We start from the raw sequence: 20,639 nt of genomic DNA on the forward strand, positions 1-20,639 counted from the left end.
AGTGCGTGTTACGAGGAGAGCGTGCTGAAGTGGCTGGCGAACCCCGAGCGACCCGAAGGGCCGCAGGGGACGATCGGATTTACGATCAGCGCCGACATGAGCCCGGAGCTGCGGACCGTGTGCGAGCAAGTCCGTGAGCCGCGATGGGAGGTCGTGGAGGAGCGTGCCGAGGAGACCGTGTGCTGGGCCGATGTGGAGTTCACGCCGGGGGACTGGCCGAAGGATGCCAGGCCGTTGCGGTATGTGGCGGTGCGCATTCGCAAGAAGCAGGGGCGGCTGTTTGCGGCCGGGAACGACACGAAGTATCTGGCCGTGGTCAGCAATCGCCGCGAGATGGCGGGGGCGCAGTTGCTGCGCTGGCACTGGGGGAAGGCCGGCACGATCGAGCACGTTCACGACGTGACGAAGAACGAGCTGGGCGGGGCGGTGCCGCCCTGCGGGCGGTTTGGGGCTAATGCGGCGTGGTACCGGCTGTGTCTGCTGACCTACAATGTGCTCAGTGCCATGAAGTCGCTGGTGTTGCCGGGGGAACTGAGCGCGGCGCGCCCGAAGCGGCTGCGGTTTCGGCTGTTCACGATCGCGGGGAGACTGATTTCGCACGCGGACAAGGTCATCGTGCGGATCAGTGCGGCGGCCGAGCGGTTTGCGGGTCTGGTCACGGCCCGCCTGCGGCTGGTGTCCCTGATGTCCGTGCCCGCGCCCGCCAGCTGAGCCGGCGCCTACCCAACCTCGCTACACTCGCCGGCTGCGGAACGCGGCAGGGCGCACGTACGCCCGAGGCGTGCACGCACCGCTCGGCAAAGTCGTTGGAACGTAGCGGTGGAGCGCCGGGAGGCGTTGTGGCCCCCCGGGCGAGATCCGTGGGCGACAATCTGGCAGGTGAATTCGCTTGCCCGCGGGGTTTATTGGCGCCCGTCGGTGGGCTTACCGCCGGATTAGGGGCGAACGTATTTTCTTGACGCCCGACTCCGGGACGCGCTACTGTCCCGCTATTCCACAGGGGGAGGACGGCATGGCACGCACGACCCCGGTCCGATTCGCCATTGCGTTTTCGATCGTCGTTGCGGTTGCTGCTCTGAGCTTTGCCGGGCCGGCTGGCGGCCAGTGTACGGAGCGCGATCAGGCCAGTGACGTCCGCGCCAGTATCAGCCGGGCAGTCCGCTGCAACGACCGCATCTTTCGCAGCGGGCCCGGTGTAACCTGCAGGCAGAGTGCGCCACCGGCTTGCGCCGGGACCCTCGTGACCGACGCCGTTGCGCTCGCCTACGGCGCCAACAACCCGCCGAGCGCCGAGGTGGATACGCGCACGCTTCGCACGCAGCTTGCCTGCCAGAGACAGATCGGGCGCGCGGTGTCGTACTACGTCAGCACCATGCTGCGCGATCGCATCAACGGACGCACGATCGCGGAAGCGGATGCCCGTGCGGTGCGGCAGCTCGATCGCCTTCCCGACCGCTGCGCGGTGACCGTCGCGCTCGATCCAACCAGCGTTGTCGTGCCCGCAGTCGGTCCACAGTGCGCCGCCGCAGTGGGTGCACCGGCGTCGCCAGTCAACGCTACCGACCTGCGCAACTGCCTGCACACGCTACTGCGGCTGTGGGCGGAACGCTTCGGCCCTGACCCGCAGCCGTTGCGACCAAACATTCTCTTCATTCTCAGTGACGATCAGCGCTGGGACACGACCGACGACACTCACTCGCCGGTGCCGGGGGAGGACATCATGCCCGGTTTACGCCGCGAGATTGGCGGCTCGGGCGTCGAACTCGTCAACGCCTTCATGAGCACCCCGCTGTGCTGCCCGAGCCGCGCCAGCATCCTCCGCGGTCAGTACGCCCACAACACCGGGGTGTATACCAATACCGGCACCCACGGCGGCGCTGACGACTTCGTACCGCTCGAATCCGAAACCGTGAGCACCTTGCTGCAAGCGGCAGGATACCGCACCGGCTACCTCGGCAAGTACCTCAACGGCTACAGCGCGCTCTGGCCCGATCAGCAAACACCCTACATCCCGGTCGGGTGGACTTTGTGGAGCGCCTTCCGCAATGTCGCGTACTTCAACTATGCCCTGGTCGAGAACGGCGTCCCGGTGAGCTATGGCAACGCCGAGGCGGACTACTCGACCGACGTATTGCGAGAGAAGGCAAAGCAGTTCATTAGCGATGCGGTAACGGCGAACCAGCCCTTCTTCCTGTATTTGGCGTTCAAGGCACCGCACGGACCATGGCAACCCGCCCCCCGGCACGTCGGCAAGTACGCAGGCGTCGCCCCGTGGCGACCGGCGAATTACAACGAGCCGGACGTTTCCGACAAGCCAACCTGGCTGCAGAACACCGCGCCGCTCGATGCACAGGAACAAGCCGATCTCGACGCCATCCGCATTGCCCAGCTAGAAATGATCCAGGCGGTCGACGAGGCCATCGGTGGCAGCACAACCTACGGCATTACGGGGATCATGCAGCACCTGCGCGACCTGGGAATCGCCGACAACACGATCGTGATCTACTTCTCCGACAACGGGTGGCACTGGGGCGAACATCGCACCCAGGCGAAGAACAAGCCCTACGAAGAGTCGATCCGGTCGCCCATGTTCGTGCGCTATCCACAACTCGCCCCCCTGCCCCGGGTCGAGACGAAGATGGCGCTCAACATCGACCTGTGCCCGACCTTTGTCGATCTCGTGCGCCGCAACACCGATCCGGCGCCGACGATTACGTTCGACGGTACGAGCCTGATTCGCCTCCTCGACGGGACCGCACCGGCGTGGCGTACGGACTTCGTCACCGAGGGCTGGCCGACCAATCACGTATGGGCGACCGTACGGGAGGAGCGCTGGAAGTACAGCGAACTGCCGATCACCCCGGGCGACCCGAACACGGCGTTCGAGCTGGAGCTCTACGACCTGCTTACGGACCCCTTAGAATTAAACAACGTTGCCGGCGATCCGGCGAACGCGAGTCGTGTGGCCACCATGGCCGCGCGGCTGCGCGAAATCCGAGAAAGCTGGCCGATCGATTCCGACAGTACGATCGAGGATCCGGACGAGTAACAAGTTCCTGCATCGCATCCGCGATCATGCCGACCAACGTGGCGACCGGAACACGCAGGCCCCGGATGCACGGAACTCCGTTCATCCGGTTCGGATCAACCGTAATACGTGCGAAGCGCATCGCCATCTCCTTTGGGCCCTGCCTACCGTAGCGCGGAAGCGACTCCGTTTGCACATTGCCAGAACTCGGGCGCCAGGGCGGCCACGTTGTTCTTGACACTTGCCCCCCGGCGACACGTTGAGGAGCGGGAAGCGAGAGGGGGGACACCTTGAGTATACCGTCCAACACCGACGGATCGAAGCGCGACGCCTTCCCCGGGCTGCGGTTCGTCAACACGGTCGAGGAGGGCGACTGAATGTCCGACGGCACTTTCCTGATCATCGGCAACGCCGGCGACTCCTGCTGCACGGGGGTCGCAGAGGCGCTTAGCCAACTCGGGCACGATGTCATCCGAACCACCGATCCGCTGACCGAGTCGTTTTCTCTATGCGTGCGCGACCTGGAGACATTGCTCGGTCACGTGCTGGCCCGCAAGCATCCCGGCGCCGAGGCGATCAAGAACTGGAAGATCGAGAAATGGGAGGGCTCGAAGCTCGAGAGCATCAAGTCGGATCTCGGCAAGTTTGAGCATGGCGAGCTGAAAGGCGGCTTCGAGTCGGGTCCCGACAGGACCTACACTTTGTGTGGCGCCATCTGGCCCCCCGGGGCCAATCGGAAAACGGTCGGCACGACGGCGACCGTAGGTCACCTGAGCCGAATATGCTAATCGGCTGGTCGTCGCGAACGAGGCAATGGAGAGAGAGCGGAGGACGACATGAAGGGAGCAGCCAAGAAGGTGTTGCAGGCGGCACGGGAGCTACCGGAACTCGAGCGCGTCGATCTGGTTGAAGAGCTGCTTGCGGATCTGGACGGCTCCGATGAAGAGGTCGACGCGGCCTGGGCGGTCGAGATCGACCGCCGCACGCGCGAGATAGACGAAGGCAAGGTCAAGCCGGTTTCCTGGGCCACGGTCAGGCGAAGGATCGCCCGGTAGGCCGGTGAAACCGGCTAGGCTGGTATTCCACCCTGACGCCGCCGACGAGTGCGTCGACGCGGCGCGGTGGTACGGCGAACGAAGCGCTTCGGTGCACATGACTCGTTCGTCGCCGAGATCGAGCGAGCGCTCAGGTTAATCGTTGCGTTCCCGAACCGCTGGCCGCGCTACGGACCGCGAAACCGCCGCGTGCTCGTGCGGCGGTTTCCTTACTCGGTGGTGTATCTGGAGAAGCGCGGCCGCCTTTGGGGCGTTGCGGTCGCCCATGCCAAACGGAAGCCGTTCTACTGGGTCAAGAGAGCGATTCCCTGAAGCGCAATAGAAACATGGGTCGTGGATAGGGATAGAGAAATACGAAGTTCGCGATTGAAGGGCCCAGGATGAGAGAGAAGCCGACGGTCATCCTTCTGCACGGCGCCGATCCGGCAAGGGTGCCCCAGCCTTCGTGAGTGCGGGTCGCCCATTTGACAGCGACTTATCGATCCCGATCGCGGTGGTAGCAAAATGCTAGCAAACGGGGGTTCTGGCCCCCGTCGCCGGATCGTCGCAACGCGCTAAGTAGTTGACTCTTGGTTGCGAAAGGGGGGACTTGAACCCAAGGCGGCGCTTGAAATAATTCGGCAATTTCACGCTAAGTGTCACGGTATGTGCCGCTTTGTGGCGTAGATTGGACCCCGGGGTCCAATTGAGAATGGGCACCGAGTGCCAGAGCGATGAGATGCAGCCGGATCGAGATCCGTTTCCGATTCCAACGGTCGGTGCTATTGAGGAGGCCATGACGGTGCAGGTCAATCTGACGCCCGAACTCGAAGAACGTCTGCGGCACGAAGCCGAGCGCAACGGTGTTCCCGAGGCCGAGTGTATTGTGCGCATCCTTGATGCCCATCTGCCGAGCGCTAGCCAGCGCGCGCAAGCGGTGGCGCTGCTGCAGTCGTGGCTCGATGGGAAGGATGCCGACGATCAGCGGGAGACGGGGGACTACCTGGTTCGCGCGCTCGATGAGGATCGGCTCTCCGACCGCAAGCTGTTTCCGCCGGAACTCAAGGGCCAGACCTGGTGAGCCAGGTCGTGTTACTCGACGCCGGTCCCCTCGGGCTCGCCACGAATCCGCGACGCTCGCCACAGAGTGCCGCATGCGCGGCATGGCTGCAGTCGCTCGTCACGGCAGGGGTGCGGGTCGTCATCCCTGAGATTGCAGACTACGAAGTCCGCCGCGAGCTGTTACGTGCCAGGAAGAGGTGCAAACGAGGCATCGGGTAGGGCGATGCGGGCGGTCGTGCTAGGGTAGCGGCAATTGAGGAACCGAGAATGAACGCCATCAAGCTGACAGTCGAAGTGAAGGAAGATCACGTTATCAAGCTTCCACCCGAAGTCCCCGTCGGACCAGCCGAGGTTATCGTGATTGCGCAGGCCTCTGCAAAGTCGGGGCAGCGGCCCATCGGGCTCGACGCAGGCAAGGGATTCTCGGTACCCGACGACTTCGACGATCCTCTGCCTCCTGACGTGCAGCGCCTGTTCAACGGCGAGGGTGCGTGAAGGTCCTCGTCGATACCCACTGCTGGCTCTGGTTCCTGATGACGCCGGACCGATTGTCCGCCGCCGCAGTCGATGCGCTGGCGGATGCGTCGAACGAGGTCTACGTGTCCGCCGCGGTTGCCTGGGAGATCGTGATCAAACAGGGACTGGGCAAACTATCCTTGCCAGTGCCTGCCGCGCAGTATGTGAGTGAGCGTCTTGCCGCGGTTGGACATCGCCCACTCGCGATTTCAGTCGAGCACGCCGTGGCGCTTGCCGACCTACCCGTACATCACAAGGACCCATTCGACCGGATTCTGATCGCGCAGGCTCAGGTGGAAGGGCTCACGTTGGTGACGGCCGACGAGAAGATCAAGGCGTACGCCGTGTCGATTCTGTGGGGCGCGCGGTAGGGTTGGGCACGACGCGTAAGGTTGAAGCCTTCGCGATCGGCTGTCGACGCTTGTGAACGCACGTGCTAGCGACGCCGCGCCCGCGCCGCGAGCAGTGACAAAGCAGCAACAACTGCCGATAGGTTCCAATCGGGGGATCCTGGCGCGCTACTCGCCCGTGCCCGGGAAAGACGTCCGGCTCACCCGGTTTCCCCAGCTGCGATACCGTTTCGAAATCTTCCCGCTTGCGTCCAGAATTCCCACTTCGCGCAGCAGCTCCTGCTTGCGCGCCCGCGAGGGCTTTTTCAGCGCGTCGAGCAGCTCACTCGGCGACCACACCGCATCGGCCGCCTGTCGCCCAACGCTGCTGCGAGCGCACCCTTCAACCTTCCGACGTTCACTTGTCTTTGCCATAGCGTCCATCTCACCGCAGCGGGGGCCAGGGAATCCGCCGCACCAGCGGGAGCGGCAGCAAGAGCGCCGGCCGCCGGCCCTCTAGAGCGTGATTTCCAATGGTTGTTGCTTCAGCGCACTCACCTTCAGCACGGAGAAGCCGAGAACGTTGCCGTCAGCGTCGACCTTTTCCATCACCTGATCGGACGATGTCCCCCGGAAGTAGCCTTCCCTTTGCTCGAACATGACTTCGAGGTAGTCACCTTCGGCGTCGTACCAGATCTTCACGTTTCGGCTGGCCATATTTGTTGCCCCTTCTTGATTGAGTCGGTGAGGTACGCGGTCAGCACGAAGGCGTCGCTTCCAACGACCTTCACAACCACGCACAGGTACTTGTCGCCGACCCGCGTACCCATATACCAACGATAGTACAAGCGCGCCTGCGCATCACTCAACGATTGCATGACGCGCAAGGGCCTCGCCACTGTTTCCACAATCGCCGGCTCAAGATCGGACATCTCGGGATGCTCTCGAATGTGGGCGAGACGTTCATCGGAGAGACGAATCGATCGTCCCTCGGGTAGTGTCGTGAGTCTGGTGGAAAATGGAAAAAGGCGTCATCCTCCGGCTGTTTAGAAACCAACAGCTGCGCCCGCTGGCCTGCGGGTGCCGAAGGAGGACGCCCATGGGCGAGAGTAGCAAGGCAGGTGGGGAAGACAAAGCGGCGGAGGTGAGGTTCGACCGCGACACGATCGAGCGAACGATCCGTGAACGGGTGCGGGACATCATCGAGGAGGTCGTGGAAGCGGAGCTCGAGGCGACGTTGGGGGCGCAGCGATCGGAACGGATTGGGGAACGGCGCCAGGGCTATCGGCACGGATACCGAGAGCGGACGCTGACGACCAGTACGGGGCCGACCACGTTTGCCATGCCGCGCGCGCGGTTGGATGCCGCAGGCGGCGGCAGCCACGAGTGGCAGAGTCAGACGGTGGCGCGCTACGAGCGGCGCAGCCGGCGGGTCGATGAAGCCATCGTGGGGGTGTACCTGGGCGGAGTGAACACGCGGCGGATCCGTGGGGCGCTGGCGCCGCTGCTCAAGGGGGCACCGTTGTCCAAGGATGCGGTGTCGCGGCTGGTGGGGCGGCTGAAGGGCGACTTCGAGCGCTGGCAGCAACGCGATCTGCAGGCCGACCAGATCAGCCACCTGTACATGGACGGCTGGTATCCGAAGGTGCGGGTCGACAAGAAACGGGTCCGGGTGCCGGTGTTGGTGACGTTGGGCACCCGGGCGAACGGGGAGCGCGTGGTGATTGATCTGCGCATCGCCGGCGAGGAAAGCAGCGCCGCATGGGGCGATGTGATCACGGCGTTGGTGAAGCGGCGCATCGGGGTGCCGGAGCTGGCGGTGATCGACGGGAACCCTGGGCTCGCGGACGCCCTGCAGGCGCAATGGAAGAACATCCGGATCCAACGCTGCACCAACCACAAGTTGCGCAATCTCCAGGCCAAGGTGCCGGCGCGGCTGCGCGAGGAGCTCGCCGAGGACTACCGCCGCATGATCTACGCCGCGAGTGTCGAGGAGGTCAAAAAGCAGCGGGAGAAATTCGAGAAGAAGTGGGCGCTCAAATGTCCGCCCGTGATCGGCAGCCTGAAGGAAGCGGGAGAAAATCTGTTTACCTTTACGCACTTCCCGCCCTCGCAGTGGAAGGCGCTGCGCACCACCAATGCGATCGAGCGCATCAACGAGGAGTTCCGCCGGCGCACCAAGACGCAAGCCAGCTTGCCGAACGACACGGCAGTCGTGCTCCTGATGTACGGACTGCTGTGCAGCGGCCAGATCCAGCTGCGGCGCATCGGCGGCTGGAAGGACCTGCCGAGAACGCCGCGCCCGGTGGCGATCGCCGAGGCCGCGTGAAGAACATCGACAGGCCGTGAGAGGAACGATGGTTACCCTTAACCGCTCTTCGATCATCGCTTATAGCGCCTCTGTGTGCGTCGGTTTCCGCGGCGATCGGGACGAAAGCCAAAGATTGGCGATTAAAGGGTGAGGAAGGTGGTCGGAGATGACGTCAGCCTTTTTCCACCACTTGACAGACACCACCACCCAAGGGTCTGCGCGCATACTCTCGACTTCCAAAAAGTTGATGTGCACTGCGTACCGCGCCGACTACGCAAACTCGCCGCCGACGTCGATGGTCCAACTCACGATCATCGCAAAGACGAAGCAGAAGGCGGCGAACTGATCTGCCCAGAAGCCGCGGTACGCGTTTGTCGGCAGCCATGACGCGCCTCAGAGCGCGGATCTCTACAGCCGCCGGGTTGGGCTCATGCGCGTCTTCAGCGTGTCGTTTGGCCCCCAACTTGGCCCCCGACGATTCGCAAGATGCTGGTCTTGCAGAAGAAGAAGAGTGCGAAAGGGGGGACTTGAACCCCCACGGGTGATTAGCCCACAGGATCCTGAATCCTGCGCGTCTGCCAATTCCGCCACTTTCGCACAGCGGCAGGAGCGAACTCTTAGCGTTTCGCGTTGCGTGCGGTCAAGGCGGGGCACGCGTGCGTGGTAGCGGCAGCGCCGGCGCCGGCCGGCGCCGAGCCGCTGGCCGCACGCAGCGCCTCACGGCGCGCCCTGAGCCAGCTCACCCAGCGCCCCAACCCCTGCCCCGTTCGCGCCGACACCTCGATCGCCGCCGTCGCCGGCATCACCCGGCTTAACGCCTCGACGATCACCTCCACCCGCACGTCAAGGTGCGGCAACAGGTCGACCTTCGACAAGACCACGAGATCCGCCCCCTTGAACATCACCGGATACTTCAACGGCTTGTCCTCCCCCTCCGTCACCGACAACACCACCACGTTCGCCCCCTGCCCGAGATCGTAGATCGCCGGACACACCAGATTCCCGACGTTCTCGATGAACACGCAGTCGACCTCGCCCCACCCCGCCCCGTGCAGCCCCTCGTGCACCAGCGCCGCATCCAGATGGCACGCCGCCCCCGTCGTGATCGATCGCGCCGGAATTCCCGCCGCCTGCAGGCGCTCCGCATCCCGCGCCGTCGCCAGATCGCCGCTCAAAGCCGCCAACCGCCAATCGCACAACAACCGCGCCGTCGCCTCCAACAACGCCGTCTTCCCCGACCCCGGCGACCCCATCATGTTCACCGCCAGCACCCCACGCCCGACGAAATGCTCGCGGTTGTGCGCCGCCACCCGATCGTTGCCAGCCAACAACCGCTCGTGCACGTCAACCCGTACGACCGCCGGATCGCCGCAGCCGCAAGTCTCGCACATCACGGCACCTCCAGCTCGACGCCCTCAAGTTCGATCTCGTCCCCACCCACCAACCGCGCCGGCACGCCGCATTCCGGACACCGCAACACGTCCCCGGCCGCAATGCCCCGCCCGCACCCCCTGCATGCCCACTGTATCGCTACCGTCTCGACATCCAGGACCGCGCCGGCACACACCGTCTCGTTCCTACAGACCTCGAACGCCGAAGCGAGCAACCCTGGGTCGATCCCGGCAAGCTCGCCGACGCGCAACTGCACGCGCCGCACCGCCGTCGCCCCATGCGCCTGCGCCGCTGCCGTCACACGCGCCAGGAGGCTTCTGACGATCGAGTACTCGTGCATTCAACAGATCCGCGGCATCGGCTCGCCCTCGAGCTCCGGCAACAACCGCCTGCCGACTCCGGTATCCAGAACGATCGTGCCCGGACGCTCGCCGGTACACACGCCAACCACCGCTGCCTCGCGCCCGAGAGGGTGCGCACGCAGCGCCGCGAGCACTGCCTCGACGGCTTCGGCCCGCACCCCGAGCAACGCCTTGCCCTCGTTTGCGACGTGCAAGGGATCGATACCCAGCAACTCCGCCGCTGCCCGCGCCGCGTCGTGCACCGGCACCGCCGCCTCCTCCAACACGATGCCCACACCGCTCTTCGTTGCCATCTCCGCCAACGCACTCGCCACCCCGCCGCGGGTAGGATCCTTCATCGCCACCACCGCGGCACCGCCCGCCGCCAGGGCCGCCCGCACCAACCCGTTCAGCGGCGCCACGTCGGAGCGCAGATCCCCTTCGAGCGCCAACCGGTGCCGCGCCGCCAGCACCGCCATCCCATGATCCCCGATGGCGCCGGTAACAACGATCCGATCGCCAACCGACAGGCCGCGGTCGGTAACCACACGATCCGTAAAGGCAACCCCGGCCGTATTGATGATGATGCCGTCGAGTTCGCCCTTCCCCATCACCTTGGTGTCGCCGGCGACAATCGCCGCACCGCACTCCCGACACGCCGCCGCCATCGAGCGCTGGACCGCCTGCAGGTCCGCGGTCGCAAAACCCTCCTCGATAACGAGTCCGCACGTCAGCCCGAACACCTCCGTAGCGCCCATCATCGCCAGATCGTTCACCGTTCCAGCCACCGCCAGTCGACCAATATCTCCCCCCGGAAAAAACACCGGCTGCACGACATGCGAGTCCGTCGTCATCACCAACCAGCGATCGCCGCAGCGCAGCGCCGCGCCGTCGTCCAGACTCGCCAGGCCAAAACCGTCCACCGGCAGCTCCGCCAAACCCGGCAACAACACCTGCTCGACGAGCCCCCTCATCGCACGCCCGCCGGCGCCATACTTGAGTCCAATGCGGGCATCTAAGAAACGGGGCATGCGGGTCCTGGGGTCCTGGGGTGTAATCGTAGCCGATCATCCCAAAGACCTCACCACCCCAAGACCTCAAGACCCCAGAACCTCAGGCAGGCCCTCCGCCGTAGTGGTGCCAGATGCGGCAGGTGCCCTCGCTACTCACCATACACGCACCAATCGGCGTCTCCGGCAGGCACTCGCGTCCGAACAATGCGCACTCCACCGGCGTTGCCAGGCCGGTCATGATGCGCCCACAAATGCAATCCTTCGCCAGCGCCGGCATCGGCGTATCGGACAGCGACGCGAGGTCGATCGTAAACCGCCGCCGGGCATCGACGTCGGCGTACGCTTCGCGCAAGCGCAGATTGCCGTCGGGAATGTCGGCGATGCCGCGCCACTGCCCGCCCGTGGTACGAAACACCTCCCACAACTGCGCCTGCGCGGCGCGGTTACCCTCGCGCGTCACGCAGCGCGGGTACATGTTGGCCACCGTCGCCTCGCCAGCGCCGATCAGCTCGATCAAGCGCACCAGACCGGCAAGAATATCGAGTGGTTCGAAGCCGGCCACAACCACCGGCAAGCCGTGCCGGGCGGCAAACGGTTCGAAGATCCCCCAGCCGGTGATCGTCGCCGCGTGCCCCGCGGCGAGAAACCCGGCCACGCGCGTCCCCGGCACGCGGGCCACGATCTCCATTGCCGGCGGGACGTACTTGTGCGCCGAGAGCACCGAGAAGTTCGCCGGCAGCGCGCCGCGCAGGACCGCAGCCGTCGCGACCGCCGTGGTCTCGAAACCCGTCGCGAAAAACACCACCTCCCCCGCCGTGCATCGCGCCAGATCGACCGCCTCGACCGCACCGTACACGACGTGCACCCGCGCACCCTCAGCCTGCGCGTCCGCCAGCGAGCACACGGTGCCCGGCACGCGCAGCATGTCCCCGAAGGTCGCGATGTGCACCCCCTGCCGCGCCAGCACCACCGCCTCGTCCACCTCGGGCATGTCGGTCACGCACACCGGACAGCCCGGTCCCATGACGACCCGCAATCCAGCCGGCAGCACCGCACGCAACCCGAAGCGCGCGATTGCCTGCTCGTGACTGCCGCAGACGTGCATGATCCACAGCTCGGAACGGTTCAGGGCCGCGAACCGCTCTGCCAGGGCCTCGGTCAACCGCCGCGCCTGCGCCGGATCGCGGAACTTGAGTTGCCCCACCTGCTCGTCGCGGCGCGAGGTCATCGATCCGCCTCGTCGTCCTCCGGCCGACCCATGTCGTGCCTCACCTCCGCCGCCAGCAGATCGCCCGCCGGCGCCTGCTCGAGAATCGCCTCGAACAGCGCCAGCGTCTCGCCAATCTCTTCCGGCGGAATGCGCCGAATGGCAAACCCGACGTGGTTCAGGACGTAATCGCCGGGCCTCACGTCGACATCGACGACGTCAAGACGCACGGGTTTCCACACGCCCCAGAAGTCGACGGTCGCCACCATCCCGTCGATGGAGATCACTTTGCCCGGAACGCCGAGACACATCGTTACTCCCGCGCCGTTCTGCCGCCGGCACGCTGTACCGCATCGGCAACCACCGCCTGCCCCAGCGCAATGCCGCCATCGCCGGCGGGAACTCGCGTCGGCAGGTAAACCGGGCCGCCGGCCGTCAGACCGGCAGTCAACTGCTCCGCCAGCCGCCGGTTCTGGAAGCACCCACCGGCCAGTACCACCGGCATGCGCCCGTACAACTCCGAAATGGCGTCCACGACCTCAATGGTAGCCCGAACGACGGTGGCGTGAAATCGCGCCGACACGACTCCCGCCGCCTGCCCGCCGAGCAGGTCGTCTACCAGGGCACGTCCCATCGGCCGCAGATCGACCGTCCATGGCGTCGTCGTCCTGTCGATCGCAAAGGGATACGGCTCGCCGGTGCCGCTCGCGACGAACTCGCACGCCATCGCCACCTGAGCTTCGTAGCGCGTCACCGCCTGCCCGAGCACGAGGGCACCCACGGCGTCGAAGTACCGTCCCACGCCGTGCGCCAACGGCGCGTTGAGTCCCTTGCGGATCATCTGCCGGACGACGCGCAAATGAACCGGCGCCATCTCGGCAAACAGCGGCAACCGCGACAACGGTGGCTCCCCGTCGAAAGCGTCGTCGAGAAACGCCACCGCCTGCCGCCATACTTGCCGGATCGCAACGTCGCCGCCGGCCAACGCCAGAGGACGGAAAGTCGCCACTCGAACGAAGTCGCGTCGCGTCGACACCAGAAATTCTCCGCCCCACATGGTGCCGTCCGTGCCGTGCCCGGTGCCGTCGAAAGCCACGCCGATCGCGGGCTCCTCGATCGCATGCTCGACCATCACGCTCACCACGTGCGCGTGGTGGTGCTGCACCTCGATGAGCGTTGCCCCGGCACGCTCGCGCGCGTAGGCGGTGGAGAGGTAGTCCGGGTGCAGATCGTGGGCCACGATTGTCGGATCCACGTCGAGAAAACGCTGCATCCGCTTCACTGCCCGCCGGTACGCGTCAGCGGTCGCCACACTGTCCAGATCGCCGACGTGAGGACCGAGATACGCCGCCTCGCCGACGCCGATGCAGAAGGTGTTCTTCAACTGCGCCCCGCACGCCAGCACCGGCTGAGCAAATCCGCCCGCCACGGCAATGCCGAGCGGGACGTACCCGCGAGCTCGCCGCAGCACTCTGGGCACGCCGGCGATCGCCCTTACCACCGAATCGTCGCACCGCGTGACGATCTGCCGATCGTGCAGCAGAAAACGATCGGCGACGTGTGCCAGCCGCGCCAGAGCCTCGTCGTTGCTCGCCGTGATCGGCTCTTCCGACAGATTGCCCGAGGTCATCACCAGCGGCCGTCCCACCGCCGCCAGCAGCAAGTGGTGCAACGGCGTGTACGGCATCATCACTCCGACCAGCGGGTTGTCGGGCGCGCACTCCGGCGCCAGAGCGCTGTCGCCCCGCCGAATCGCGAGCACAATCGGATGCTCCGGACCGGTCAGCTGCGCGACCTCGGACGGCTCCAACGCCGCTATCGCCGCGGCGGCTTCGAGATCGCGCACCATGACGGCAAGCGGCTTCTCGTCACGGCGCTTGCGCGCACGCAGCCGCCGCACCGCCGAGGGCGAGGTGGCGTCGCACGCCAGATGAAATCCGCCGATACCCTTGACCGCAACCGTTTCCCCGGCGATCAGCGCCGCCGCCGTCACCTCCACCGCATCGCCCGGAATCGACTCGCCGTCGGCGCGGACAACCCGCAGCTGCGGGCCGCACTCCGGGCAGGCGTTCGGCTGCGCGTGAAAGCGCCGATTGCCCACGTCGTCGTACTCTGTCTGACACGCGGAACACATAACGAACCGCGCCATGGTCGTTGCGCAGCGGTCGTACGGAATGTCCCTGGCAATCGTAAAGCGCGGACCGCAGTGCGTGCAGTTCGTGAACGCATACCGATAGCGCCGATCTTGCGGATCGTTTATCTCCGCGGCGCAGGCCGCACAGGTGGCGAGGTCGGGTGGAATCGAGACAATCCGGGCGCCGCCGTCCAGGCTGACCGCAATCGCAAAACCGCGCGCCGGCTCCGCGGCGATCGCCTCGCAAGCCAGGCGATCGATGCGCGCCGGCGCTGGCGGCGTACCCAGCGCCTGCACGAAGGCGTCGAGCAACGCCGACGGACCGAACGCTTCAATGGTCACGCCGCGCGCGTCGTTGCGAACGCGGCCGCCGATACCGTGCGCTTCCGCAAGTGCGTACACCCAGGGCCGGAATCCCACGCCCTGAACGACGCCGCGGATCGTGATCCGGCAGCCGCGCCACATTTCTCTGGAAGCCGATCGTTCCACAACCTGCCCAACCACCAACCTTCGCTCACGGCCACCCGGCGCCGGGAACGTCTACTCGCATCGTCTCGATGCGCGCCCCGCGCGCCGTTCGGCACGCCTCGCGCTCGAGACTCGGCGCCGTCAACACGAACAAAGTCAGCCGACCGTCTCCGCCGAGCATACAGGCGACCGGATGCTGCTCGAACTTGATACTGTGGCTCACGACGCCACCCTGCCGGACCCGCACGATCTCGTAGCTCAACGGCGACGCCACCCACACGGCACCCTCGGCATCGAGGCAAATGCCGTCCGGACCGACACCGTCCAGCGACGCCCAGACACGCCGATTCACAAGCGTGCCGTCGGCGGCGATGTCGAAGGCCGTCAGGCACGCACCGAAGGACTCGGCGACGATCAGGGTTCCGCCGTCGGGCGTTATGACCGTCCCGTTCGGAAACGACAGTCCGGCGGCGGCGCGCACCACCCGGCCGTCCGGATACACCAGAGCCAGCGCCACCGGCTGCGGCGTCTCCCGCACCTCCCAGTCGAACCCGAAATTGCCGACGTAGGCTCGCCCGACCGCGTCCACCACCATGTCGTTGCAGTGGTAGGTAGCGATCCCGTGAAGGTCGGCGTGTACACGAACGCCGTCGGGATCGCAGCGCAGCAACTGACGATTGACCATCGACACCACGAGCATGCGGCCGTCCGGCAACCAGCCCAGGCCGGACGGACGTTCAGGCACGTCCAGGACTACCTCGACCCTGCCCTCCTCATCCACCGCCACCACGCGGTCGGCGTGCATGTCCGAGACGAACAGCCTGCCTTCGTGCCACCGCGGACCTTCGAGGAAACAGAACCCCTCCGCCAGCACCTGCCGTCTTTCGTTCATAAGGCCACGTTCACCGACGCGCGGGTACGTGTCAAATGGGGGGCGGGGGGGAGTGAGGCGCGGGGAGCGGGAAGAGGAAATCGGGGGTGAGACGGGGCCGTCCACTCCCTCGGTATCGGGTTCGGTATCGGTATCGACGCCGATCTGAACCTCAAGCGTCAGCGCCGAGTACGCTGCGACTCCGGCGGGTCGATGCCGCATCCTGGGGGCCGCGGACATCGTCGCGCCCTGCACGGATCGGCACCAATTCGTAAGTCAGCGCGAGCTACCGCCCGCAACCCAATGCCCGCAACTTCCCGTTCGCCCCGGGTAGGAGTTCTTCCCCCGGGCTCCGTATCGAGGGGCGCGCCCCTGCCGAGCCTGTCCCTCGATACGCCGCCTGAGAAGACGGCTGCTACTCGGGACGAACGGCGGGGCACAGTCGCTCCATGGCCTGAGGATTTCTTCGCGCCGTGCGCGCAAACCCGGAATTCGTAAGTCAGGAGGTGCGCGCACGCAGGGTGCGCCGACCGGCGAACAGTGCACCGCCCGCGGCGAGGGCTGCGCCGAGGGCAATGAACGCCAGCGCCGACATGGTCGGCACCGGGCTGGTCACCGGTTGCGGCAGCGTCAGAAACAACGAGGCCGACACCGTCGCCGTCGCTCCCGGCGCGATCAGAATCGCCGAGTCCAAATTGTGCCCGAAGTAATAGAGGACGTCAGAATCGTTGGAGCCCAGCCCGACATCGGCAATGTTACGGTTCGGGTCGATCGTATAGTCGAACGCCGTGTCGTCGGAGAGCGGCCAGTCAGCGAACTTCAGCAGAGCGGGCTGCGTCGGTGGCGGGTATACCGTCGGCGGGCCGGTCACCGTGCCGAACACGTCGAACGTCGGCGGGTTCGGGTTCACGTCGTTGTCCTGCACCCGGTACGACTCGAAAGCGGGAAAGAAGTACTCGGTCTCGTCGACAAGTACCGGACCGAAGGGACTGCGCTGCATGAACGTCGGGCCGTCGTCATCGCCGATCTGGAAGTCCCACAGATAGCGGATACCGATCGCTACGGCCCCGTCCCCGGTGTTGGTCACGGACGTCGTGACCTCAACCGTCGAGTCCAGAAAAGCGAGGCCGTTGACGTTTACGTCCTGCACGATGGTCAGCGCGTCGGGAGTGGTCGGCGGGCCCGGGAGAGTGTAGGTGGCGCGGAAGCCGGTCGACCCGATGGGAGCGACCGCTCCGTACGGGGATAACAAAACGATCGGATTCGAAGACGACGTACCGCCGGTCTGTGGGTAGTCGGTGTTCGACGTGAAAGAACGCACGGTATTGAAAGTCGTTCCGGGAAAGCCATTGCCGTAGAGCACGTTCAGACCGGCCCCGGCCGGATGGTCCGGCCCGGTCGTGGCAGTGTAGAGCCCCAGGCCGCCGGACCCTGCATTGTCTTCGACGAACACCCGGTAGAAGGTGTTACCGGCCTCCTGCACCGACGCGGTTTGCAACCGCGCCTCCCCCTTACCGGTCGCGCGGATCGCCCCGGGCAATACCAGCGACACCGCCACCACCATCGTCAACCACCGAACCGCACCGGTCATACGACACCCTCCCATCGATGCAAAGGTCAAAAACAGCGACGCCCAGCCATTACCATAACCGGGTCGCGCGGTCACCAGACGAAACCGGCGTCTCGCCCGCGCCCCTACCTTACTGACCGGACGCCGCCGGCAGCGGCTCGAAGCCCGTAGCACCCCCGAAACGCGGAAGCCCGTCATCGACGCGTACCCAGTCGGCGCGATCGTCGAAGAAGACGTGCATCTCGGGCTCGCGATCCATCCGCCCCTGCAAGTTAGCGAGCACGACGTCGACCCGATGCGGATACTCCATCGACGTGAAGAAGAGACTGCTGCCGCACACGCCGCAGAAGCTGCGGGTCCCGTGCGTCGACGAGTGGTACTGCACTAACCGGTCGCCACCCGCGCCGAGCGCAAACTGCTCCTTGAACACACCGACCCAGGTCACGTAGCCGGCCCCGTGCGCGCGGCGGCACAGGGTGCAATGGCAGTGCGCGCAGAACAGCGTCGGGGGCGTGACCGTGAAACGCACGGCACCGCACAAGCAAGCACCGGGCACCGGAAGTTCGGCCATCGCTACACCTCATTCTCTCGGTCAGGATTCAACCGCTCGCATCCTCGCCGCTTCAATACCACACCGCGGCAACGCCCGTACGTTCGGCCCTGGTCCCGGTCGCGGGCACGAAGAACACCTGCCACAGCGGCGCCTGGCGATCGATGTCGCCAATGACCGCCGTCTCGCCGTCGCACCAGTAGTTGACGCGCAGGCCGGCGCTGACGCTGGTCGCACCGCTGAGCAACTGGCAGCGCGCGCCGTTGGCGAGCTCGATCGCCCACGGCAGCGCCCCGGTGAGGTTGGCCGGGTTGGCCTCGCCGCGCGGCGGCGCGTGGGTGGGCGTCAACAGCAGTGCGTGCTCGCTCCACGGCGTATCGACGCAAAGGAGCACCGTCCGCTCGTCCTGCGTGCCTTCGAAACACGGATCGTAGATGCGGTCCCCGCTGTTGCAGCGCCACGCATCCGGCCGCCCGGCGGTCGACAGCGAGCCGGCGAAACAGCGGCCGGGCGCCCTTTCCGAAACGGCGACCCCTTCACGCAGCCCGTTGACGTGAAACGGCAGAAAGATCGCCACCCGCGTCGCCGCCTCCGGCGCCCGCTCCGGCCGAGCCTCCGGCGGCGGCGGCGCCACAGCAGGCACCGATGGCACCGCGGCGGGAACCGTCGGCGTAGCCGGCCCCGGCTCCTGCCCGAGCGCAAGGCCGGCGACTACCGTCACCCCCGCGACGATCCGTGGCAATGCAGCGACAATCCGTTTCATCCTGACCTCCCACCGCGTCATATCCACGCTCCTCCGGGCGCCCGACTTGGTTCGCCGCGCCCGCTGGAGCATGATGCAGAGACGAGCCCGCCGGCGCCAGAGAGGAGCACATATGAAGTCCAAGGAATCGACACCCCGGGTGGTTCACGGTCGAGTCACCTTCGCCGCCTCGGGTCAACCGGTATCCGATGTGCGCGTATCGGCAATGGACGCCGACCTCTTCTTCGACGACCCCCTGGGCGGGGCGACGACCGATGCCGATGGTCACTACCGCATCGAATACACCACGGCACAGTTCCGCATGGTCTTCGAAAAAGCTCCCGATGTCTACGTAATCGTGCGCGACGCCGATGGTCGCCTGCTCGCCAACACGATGCAACACCCGGTGCGCAATGCCGCCGCGGACCTGCGACTCGACGTTACGGTCTGCGAGGCTGGCGACGACCGTGGCAGTGTCACGCCGGGCGACCGCGGCGCGGTGCGCATAGAACGGGACGGCCCCGTATTCACGGTGGTGTTGTCGCGTCCCGAACGGCGCAACGCGGTCGACCGTGACACGGCGCAGGCCCTGGCCGATGCGTTTCGCGAGTTCGACGCGGACCGCAACGCGCTGGTGGCAGTGCTTTTCGGTGCCGGCGGTACATTCTGTGCCGGAGCGGACCTCAAGGCCGTGGCCGAAGGCCGCGGCAATGTCGTTCGGGAGGACGGCGACGGCCCGATGGGTCCAACAAGGATGCGTCTGAGCAAACCCGTCATCGCGGCCGTTGCCGGCTACGCCGTGGCGGGCGGATTGGAACTCGCCGTTTGGTGCGACCTGCGCGTGGTGGAGCGGAGTGCACAGTTCGGGGTGTTCTGCCGCCGCTGGGGGGTGCCGCTTATCGACGGCGGCACGGTGCGGCTGCCGCGGATCGTCGGTATGGGCAGAGCCCTCGATATGATCCTTACCGGACGGCCCGTGGGCGCCGAAGAAGCGCTGCGGATCGGCCTTGCGGACCGCATCGTCGACGACGGCCAGGCCCGCATCGCCGCCGAGGCTTTGGCCCGCGAGGTCGCCGCCTTCCCCCAGCGTTGCATGCGCGCCGACCGGCTGTCGGCGTACGAACAGGCAGGCTTTACCGTCGACGAGGCTCTGCAAAACGAACTGCGCCGTGGCGTGCCGGTGCTGGCCAGCGGGGAATCGCAGGCCGGCGCAACGCGCTTCGCCGGCGGCGCCGGCCGGCACGGGAGTTTCGAATGAGGCGGCCGGTAACAACGGGATCGAGACTGCGGGCCGGCGAGCGCTGCCCGGCGATCCTGTTGGCGGCGTGTCTAATCCTGCGGGCGGCGCACCCCGCGTTTGCGGGTCCCGCAACGCCGACTTCGGGGCACCACCATCGTGACCACGCCACCGTGCGGCACTCGTTCGACGACGTGCGGCACTGGCAGTCGGTCTTCGACGATCCCGCCCGCGACGCATGGCAGAAGCCCGGCGAGCTGGTCGGCGCCCTGCAAATACGTCCGGGGATGACCGTCGCCGACATTGGCGCCGGCACCGGGTATTTCAGCCGTTATCTCGCTACCGCCGTCGGTGACGCCGGCACGGTGTTCGCCGTCGACCCCGAGCCGAGGCTGGTCGCGCACCTGCGAGAACGAGCCGAACAGGAGGGGACCGGTCAGGTCATCCCGGTGCTCGGCTCGCCGGACAATCCCCGGCTACCTGCCGGTGCGGTGGACCTGGTGCTGATCGTCAACACCCTGCACCACATCGACGGGCGTACCGACTATTTCCGGCGGCTGCAACGTGCGCTCAAACCGGGAGGGCGCATCGCCGTCGTCGACTTCAAGAAAGAGCCGCTGCCGGTCGGTCCACCCCCGGAACACAAGCTCGCTCCCGAACAGGCGATCGACGAATTCAGCCGGGCCGGCTATCAGCTCGTCGATCGCCCCGAACTATTACCGTACCAGTACGTTCTGGTGTTCGCCCCAACCGGATCGGCACTTCCGCCCCCGACGGCGGGAAGATAAGGACCCGCGGGGCCACCGCGCGAACTCGTGCCGGCAACCGGCGCGC

General features: G+C 66.2%; 23 protein-coding genes, 1 tRNA gene and 2 pseudogenes. 12 read left to right on the top strand and 14 right to left on the bottom strand.

What is annotated here, in order from left to right; translation table 11 throughout:
- Both L6Q96_09665 and L6Q96_09670 read left to right on the top strand, forming a co-directional pair.
- A partial coding sequence (locus tag L6Q96_09665; GenBank protein MCK6554832.1) for a transposase occupies positions 1 to 711 on the top strand: 711 nt, incomplete at its 5' end.
- 301 nt (positions 712 to 1,012) lie between these two features.
- Positions 1,013 to 3,049 (top strand): sulfatase, encoded by a 2,037-nt coding sequence (locus tag L6Q96_09670; GenBank protein MCK6554833.1) that lies wholly within the window; start codon positions 1,013 to 1,015, stop codon positions 3,047 to 3,049.
- A gap of 4 nt (positions 3,050 to 3,053) precedes the next feature.
- On the opposite strand, the pseudogene L6Q96_09675 reads toward L6Q96_09670, so the two are convergent.
- Positions 3,054 to 3,170 (bottom strand): annotated as a pseudogene (locus L6Q96_09675) (DUF433 domain-containing protein).
- 235 nt (positions 3,171 to 3,405) lie between these two features.
- On the opposite strand from L6Q96_09675, the gene L6Q96_09680 reads away from it, so the two are divergent.
- The 7 genes and pseudogenes from L6Q96_09680 to L6Q96_09710 all read left to right on the top strand — a co-directional run bounded on the left by L6Q96_09680 (position 3,406) and on the right by L6Q96_09710 (position 6,011).
- Positions 3,406 to 3,816 carry a hypothetical protein gene (locus tag L6Q96_09680; GenBank protein MCK6554834.1) on the top strand — a complete coding sequence of 137 codons (411 nt, stop codon included), beginning with the start codon at positions 3,406 to 3,408 and terminating at the stop codon, positions 3,814 to 3,816.
- Positions 3,817 to 3,864: 48 nt separating this feature from the next.
- On the top strand, positions 3,865 to 4,083 hold the full coding sequence (locus L6Q96_09685) for an addiction module protein (GenBank protein MCK6554835.1): 219 nt from the start codon (positions 3,865 to 3,867) through the stop codon (positions 4,081 to 4,083).
- A 66-nt stretch (positions 4,084 to 4,149) separates the two neighbouring features.
- Positions 4,150 to 4,395: a type II toxin-antitoxin system RelE/ParE family toxin gene (locus tag L6Q96_09690; GenBank protein MCK6554836.1), complete on the top strand. Its 246-nt coding sequence runs from the start codon at positions 4,150 to 4,152 to the stop codon at positions 4,393 to 4,395.
- 463 nt (positions 4,396 to 4,858) lie between these two features.
- Positions 4,859 to 5,143 (top strand): hypothetical protein, encoded by a 285-nt coding sequence (locus L6Q96_09695; GenBank protein MCK6554837.1) that lies wholly within the window; start codon positions 4,859 to 4,861, stop codon positions 5,141 to 5,143.
- Positions 5,140 to 5,319: pseudogene (locus L6Q96_09700) on the top strand (hypothetical protein). The gene L6Q96_09695 and the pseudogene L6Q96_09700 overlap by 4 nt, the downstream one beginning before the upstream one ends.
- Positions 5,320 to 5,391: 72 nt before the next feature.
- On the top strand, positions 5,392 to 5,619 hold the full coding sequence (locus L6Q96_09705) for a hypothetical protein (protein MCK6554838.1): 228 nt from the start codon (positions 5,392 to 5,394) through the stop codon (positions 5,617 to 5,619).
- On the top strand, positions 5,616 to 6,011 hold the full coding sequence (locus tag L6Q96_09710) for a type II toxin-antitoxin system VapC family toxin (GenBank protein MCK6554839.1): 396 nt from the start codon (positions 5,616 to 5,618) through the stop codon (positions 6,009 to 6,011). The genes L6Q96_09705 and L6Q96_09710 overlap by 4 nt, the downstream gene beginning before the upstream one ends.
- 474 nt (positions 6,012 to 6,485) lie before the next feature.
- Here the strand turns inward: L6Q96_09710 and L6Q96_09715 are convergent, their stop codons facing one another.
- Positions 6,486 to 6,686 (bottom strand): DUF2283 domain-containing protein, encoded by a 201-nt coding sequence (locus L6Q96_09715; protein ID MCK6554840.1) that lies wholly within the window; start codon positions 6,684 to 6,686, stop codon positions 6,486 to 6,488.
- Positions 6,668 to 6,901, bottom strand: coding sequence for a hypothetical protein (locus L6Q96_09720; GenBank protein ID MCK6554841.1), 234 nt, complete (start codon positions 6,899 to 6,901; stop codon positions 6,668 to 6,670). Before L6Q96_09720 ends, L6Q96_09715 begins: the two co-directional genes overlap by 19 nt.
- Positions 6,902 to 7,068: 167 nt before the next feature.
- On the opposite strand from L6Q96_09720, the gene L6Q96_09725 reads away from it, so the two are divergent.
- Entirely contained in the window at positions 7,069 to 8,298 is a 1,230-nt protein-coding gene (locus L6Q96_09725; GenBank protein MCK6554842.1) for an IS256 family transposase, read from the top strand.
- Positions 8,299 to 8,792: 494 nt separating this feature from the next.
- Here the strand turns inward: L6Q96_09725 and L6Q96_09730 are convergent.
- The 11 genes from L6Q96_09730 to L6Q96_09780 all read right to left on the bottom strand — a co-directional run bounded on the left by L6Q96_09730 (position 8,793) and on the right by L6Q96_09780 (position 18,610).
- Positions 8,793 to 8,877: transfer RNA gene (locus tag L6Q96_09730), tRNA-Leu, on the bottom strand.
- Positions 8,878 to 8,897: 20 nt separating this feature from the next.
- A complete protein-coding gene (gene hypB / locus L6Q96_09735) occupies positions 8,898 to 9,671 on the bottom strand; it encodes a hydrogenase nickel incorporation protein HypB (GenBank protein ID MCK6554843.1) in 774 nt (257 codons plus the stop codon).
- Positions 9,671 to 10,012, bottom strand: coding sequence for a hydrogenase maturation nickel metallochaperone HypA (locus tag L6Q96_09740; protein MCK6554844.1), 342 nt, complete (start codon positions 10,010 to 10,012; stop codon positions 9,671 to 9,673). The genes hypB and L6Q96_09740 overlap by 1 nt, the downstream gene beginning before the upstream one ends.
- Entirely contained in the window at positions 10,013 to 11,044 is a 1,032-nt protein-coding gene (gene hypE / locus L6Q96_09745) for a hydrogenase expression/formation protein HypE (protein MCK6554845.1), read from the bottom strand.
- 82 nt (positions 11,045 to 11,126) lie between these two features.
- Positions 11,127 to 12,254: a hydrogenase formation protein HypD gene (gene hypD, locus L6Q96_09750; protein MCK6554846.1), complete on the bottom strand. Its 1,128-nt coding sequence runs from the start codon at positions 12,252 to 12,254 to the stop codon at positions 11,127 to 11,129.
- Positions 12,251 to 12,544 (bottom strand): HypC/HybG/HupF family hydrogenase formation chaperone, encoded by a 294-nt coding sequence (locus L6Q96_09755; protein ID MCK6554847.1) that lies wholly within the window; start codon positions 12,542 to 12,544, stop codon positions 12,251 to 12,253. The genes hypD and L6Q96_09755 overlap by 4 nt, the downstream gene beginning before the upstream one ends.
- A 2-nt stretch (positions 12,545 to 12,546) precedes the next feature.
- Positions 12,547 to 14,856 carry a carbamoyltransferase HypF gene (gene hypF / locus L6Q96_09760; GenBank protein ID MCK6554848.1) on the bottom strand — a complete coding sequence of 770 codons (2,310 nt, stop codon included), beginning with the start codon at positions 14,854 to 14,856 and terminating at the stop codon, positions 12,547 to 12,549.
- A gap of 25 nt (positions 14,857 to 14,881) precedes the next feature.
- Positions 14,882 to 15,727 carry an SMP-30/gluconolactonase/LRE family protein gene (locus tag L6Q96_09765; protein MCK6554849.1) on the bottom strand — a complete coding sequence of 282 codons (846 nt, stop codon included), beginning with the start codon at positions 15,725 to 15,727 and terminating at the stop codon, positions 14,882 to 14,884.
- Positions 15,728 to 16,205: 478 nt separating this feature from the next.
- Positions 16,206 to 17,297 carry a hypothetical protein gene (locus L6Q96_09770; GenBank protein ID MCK6554850.1) on the bottom strand — a complete coding sequence of 364 codons (1,092 nt, stop codon included), beginning with the start codon at positions 17,295 to 17,297 and terminating at the stop codon, positions 16,206 to 16,208.
- Between the two features lie 109 nt (positions 17,298 to 17,406).
- Positions 17,407 to 17,847, bottom strand: coding sequence for a GFA family protein (locus L6Q96_09775; protein ID MCK6554851.1), 441 nt, complete (start codon positions 17,845 to 17,847; stop codon positions 17,407 to 17,409).
- A gap of 52 nt (positions 17,848 to 17,899) precedes the next feature.
- A complete protein-coding gene (locus L6Q96_09780) occupies positions 17,900 to 18,610 on the bottom strand; it encodes a hypothetical protein (protein ID MCK6554852.1) in 711 nt (236 codons plus the stop codon).
- A 457-nt stretch (positions 18,611 to 19,067) separates the two neighbouring features.
- Between L6Q96_09780 and L6Q96_09785 the strand changes: the two genes are divergently transcribed.
- A complete protein-coding gene (locus L6Q96_09785; GenBank protein ID MCK6554853.1) occupies positions 19,068 to 19,826 on the top strand; it encodes a crotonase/enoyl-CoA hydratase family protein in 759 nt (252 codons plus the stop codon).
- Positions 19,823 to 20,593: a methyltransferase domain-containing protein gene (locus L6Q96_09790; protein ID MCK6554854.1), complete on the top strand. Its 771-nt coding sequence runs from the start codon at positions 19,823 to 19,825 to the stop codon at positions 20,591 to 20,593. The genes L6Q96_09785 and L6Q96_09790 overlap by 4 nt, the downstream gene beginning before the upstream one ends.
- Positions 20,594 to 20,639: the final 46 nt, after the last annotated feature.

It is taken from the genome of Candidatus Binatia bacterium (assembly GCA_023150935.1).
Classification (GTDB): domain Bacteria; phylum Desulfobacterota; class Binatia; order HRBIN30; family HRBIN30; genus JAKLJW01.

What these genes read in the sequence shown, in the direction of transcription:
- L6Q96_09685 (MCK6554835.1), top strand. Translation starts at nt 3,865, where the DNA reads ATGAAGGGAGCAGCCAAGAAGGTGTTGCAGGCGGCACGGGAGCTACCG.
- L6Q96_09680 (MCK6554834.1), top strand. Translation starts at nt 3,406, where the DNA reads ATGTCCGACGGCACTTTCCTGATCATCGGCAACGCCGGCGACTCCTGC.
- hypD (MCK6554846.1), bottom strand. Translation starts at nt 12,254, where the DNA reads ATGACCTCGCGCCGCGACGAGCAGGTGGGGCAACTCAAGTTCCGCGAT.
- L6Q96_09780 (MCK6554852.1), bottom strand. Translation starts at nt 18,610, where the DNA reads ATGACGCGGTGGGAGGTCAGGATGAAACGGATTGTCGCTGCATTGCCA.
- L6Q96_09725 (MCK6554842.1), top strand. Translation starts at nt 7,069, where the DNA reads ATGGGCGAGAGTAGCAAGGCAGGTGGGGAAGACAAAGCGGCGGAGGTG.
- L6Q96_09695 (MCK6554837.1), top strand. Translation starts at nt 4,859, where the DNA reads ATGACGGTGCAGGTCAATCTGACGCCCGAACTCGAAGAACGTCTGCGG.
- hypB (MCK6554843.1), bottom strand. Translation starts at nt 9,671, where the DNA reads ATGTGCGAGACTTGCGGCTGCGGCGATCCGGCGGTCGTACGGGTTGAC.
- L6Q96_09770 (MCK6554850.1), bottom strand. Translation starts at nt 17,297, where the DNA reads ATGACCGGTGCGGTTCGGTGGTTGACGATGGTGGTGGCGGTGTCGCTG.
- L6Q96_09775 (MCK6554851.1), bottom strand. Translation starts at nt 17,847, where the DNA reads ATGGCCGAACTTCCGGTGCCCGGTGCTTGCTTGTGCGGTGCCGTGCGT.
- L6Q96_09790 (MCK6554854.1), top strand. Translation starts at nt 19,823, where the DNA reads ATGAGGCGGCCGGTAACAACGGGATCGAGACTGCGGGCCGGCGAGCGC.
- L6Q96_09670 (MCK6554833.1), top strand. Translation starts at nt 1,013, where the DNA reads ATGGCACGCACGACCCCGGTCCGATTCGCCATTGCGTTTTCGATCGTC.
- L6Q96_09740 (MCK6554844.1), bottom strand. Translation starts at nt 10,012, where the DNA reads ATGCACGAGTACTCGATCGTCAGAAGCCTCCTGGCGCGTGTGACGGCA.
- L6Q96_09755 (MCK6554847.1), bottom strand. Translation starts at nt 12,544, where the DNA reads ATGTGTCTCGGCGTTCCGGGCAAAGTGATCTCCATCGACGGGATGGTG.
- L6Q96_09715 (MCK6554840.1), bottom strand. Translation starts at nt 6,686, where the DNA reads ATGGCCAGCCGAAACGTGAAGATCTGGTACGACGCCGAAGGTGACTAC.
- L6Q96_09720 (MCK6554841.1), bottom strand. Translation starts at nt 6,901, where the DNA reads ATGTCCGATCTTGAGCCGGCGATTGTGGAAACAGTGGCGAGGCCCTTG.
- L6Q96_09765 (MCK6554849.1), bottom strand. Translation starts at nt 15,727, where the DNA reads ATGAACGAAAGACGGCAGGTGCTGGCGGAGGGGTTCTGTTTCCTCGAA.
- L6Q96_09705 (MCK6554838.1), top strand. Translation starts at nt 5,392, where the DNA reads ATGAACGCCATCAAGCTGACAGTCGAAGTGAAGGAAGATCACGTTATC.
- hypE (MCK6554845.1), bottom strand. Translation starts at nt 11,044, where the DNA reads ATGCCCCGTTTCTTAGATGCCCGCATTGGACTCAAGTATGGCGCCGGC.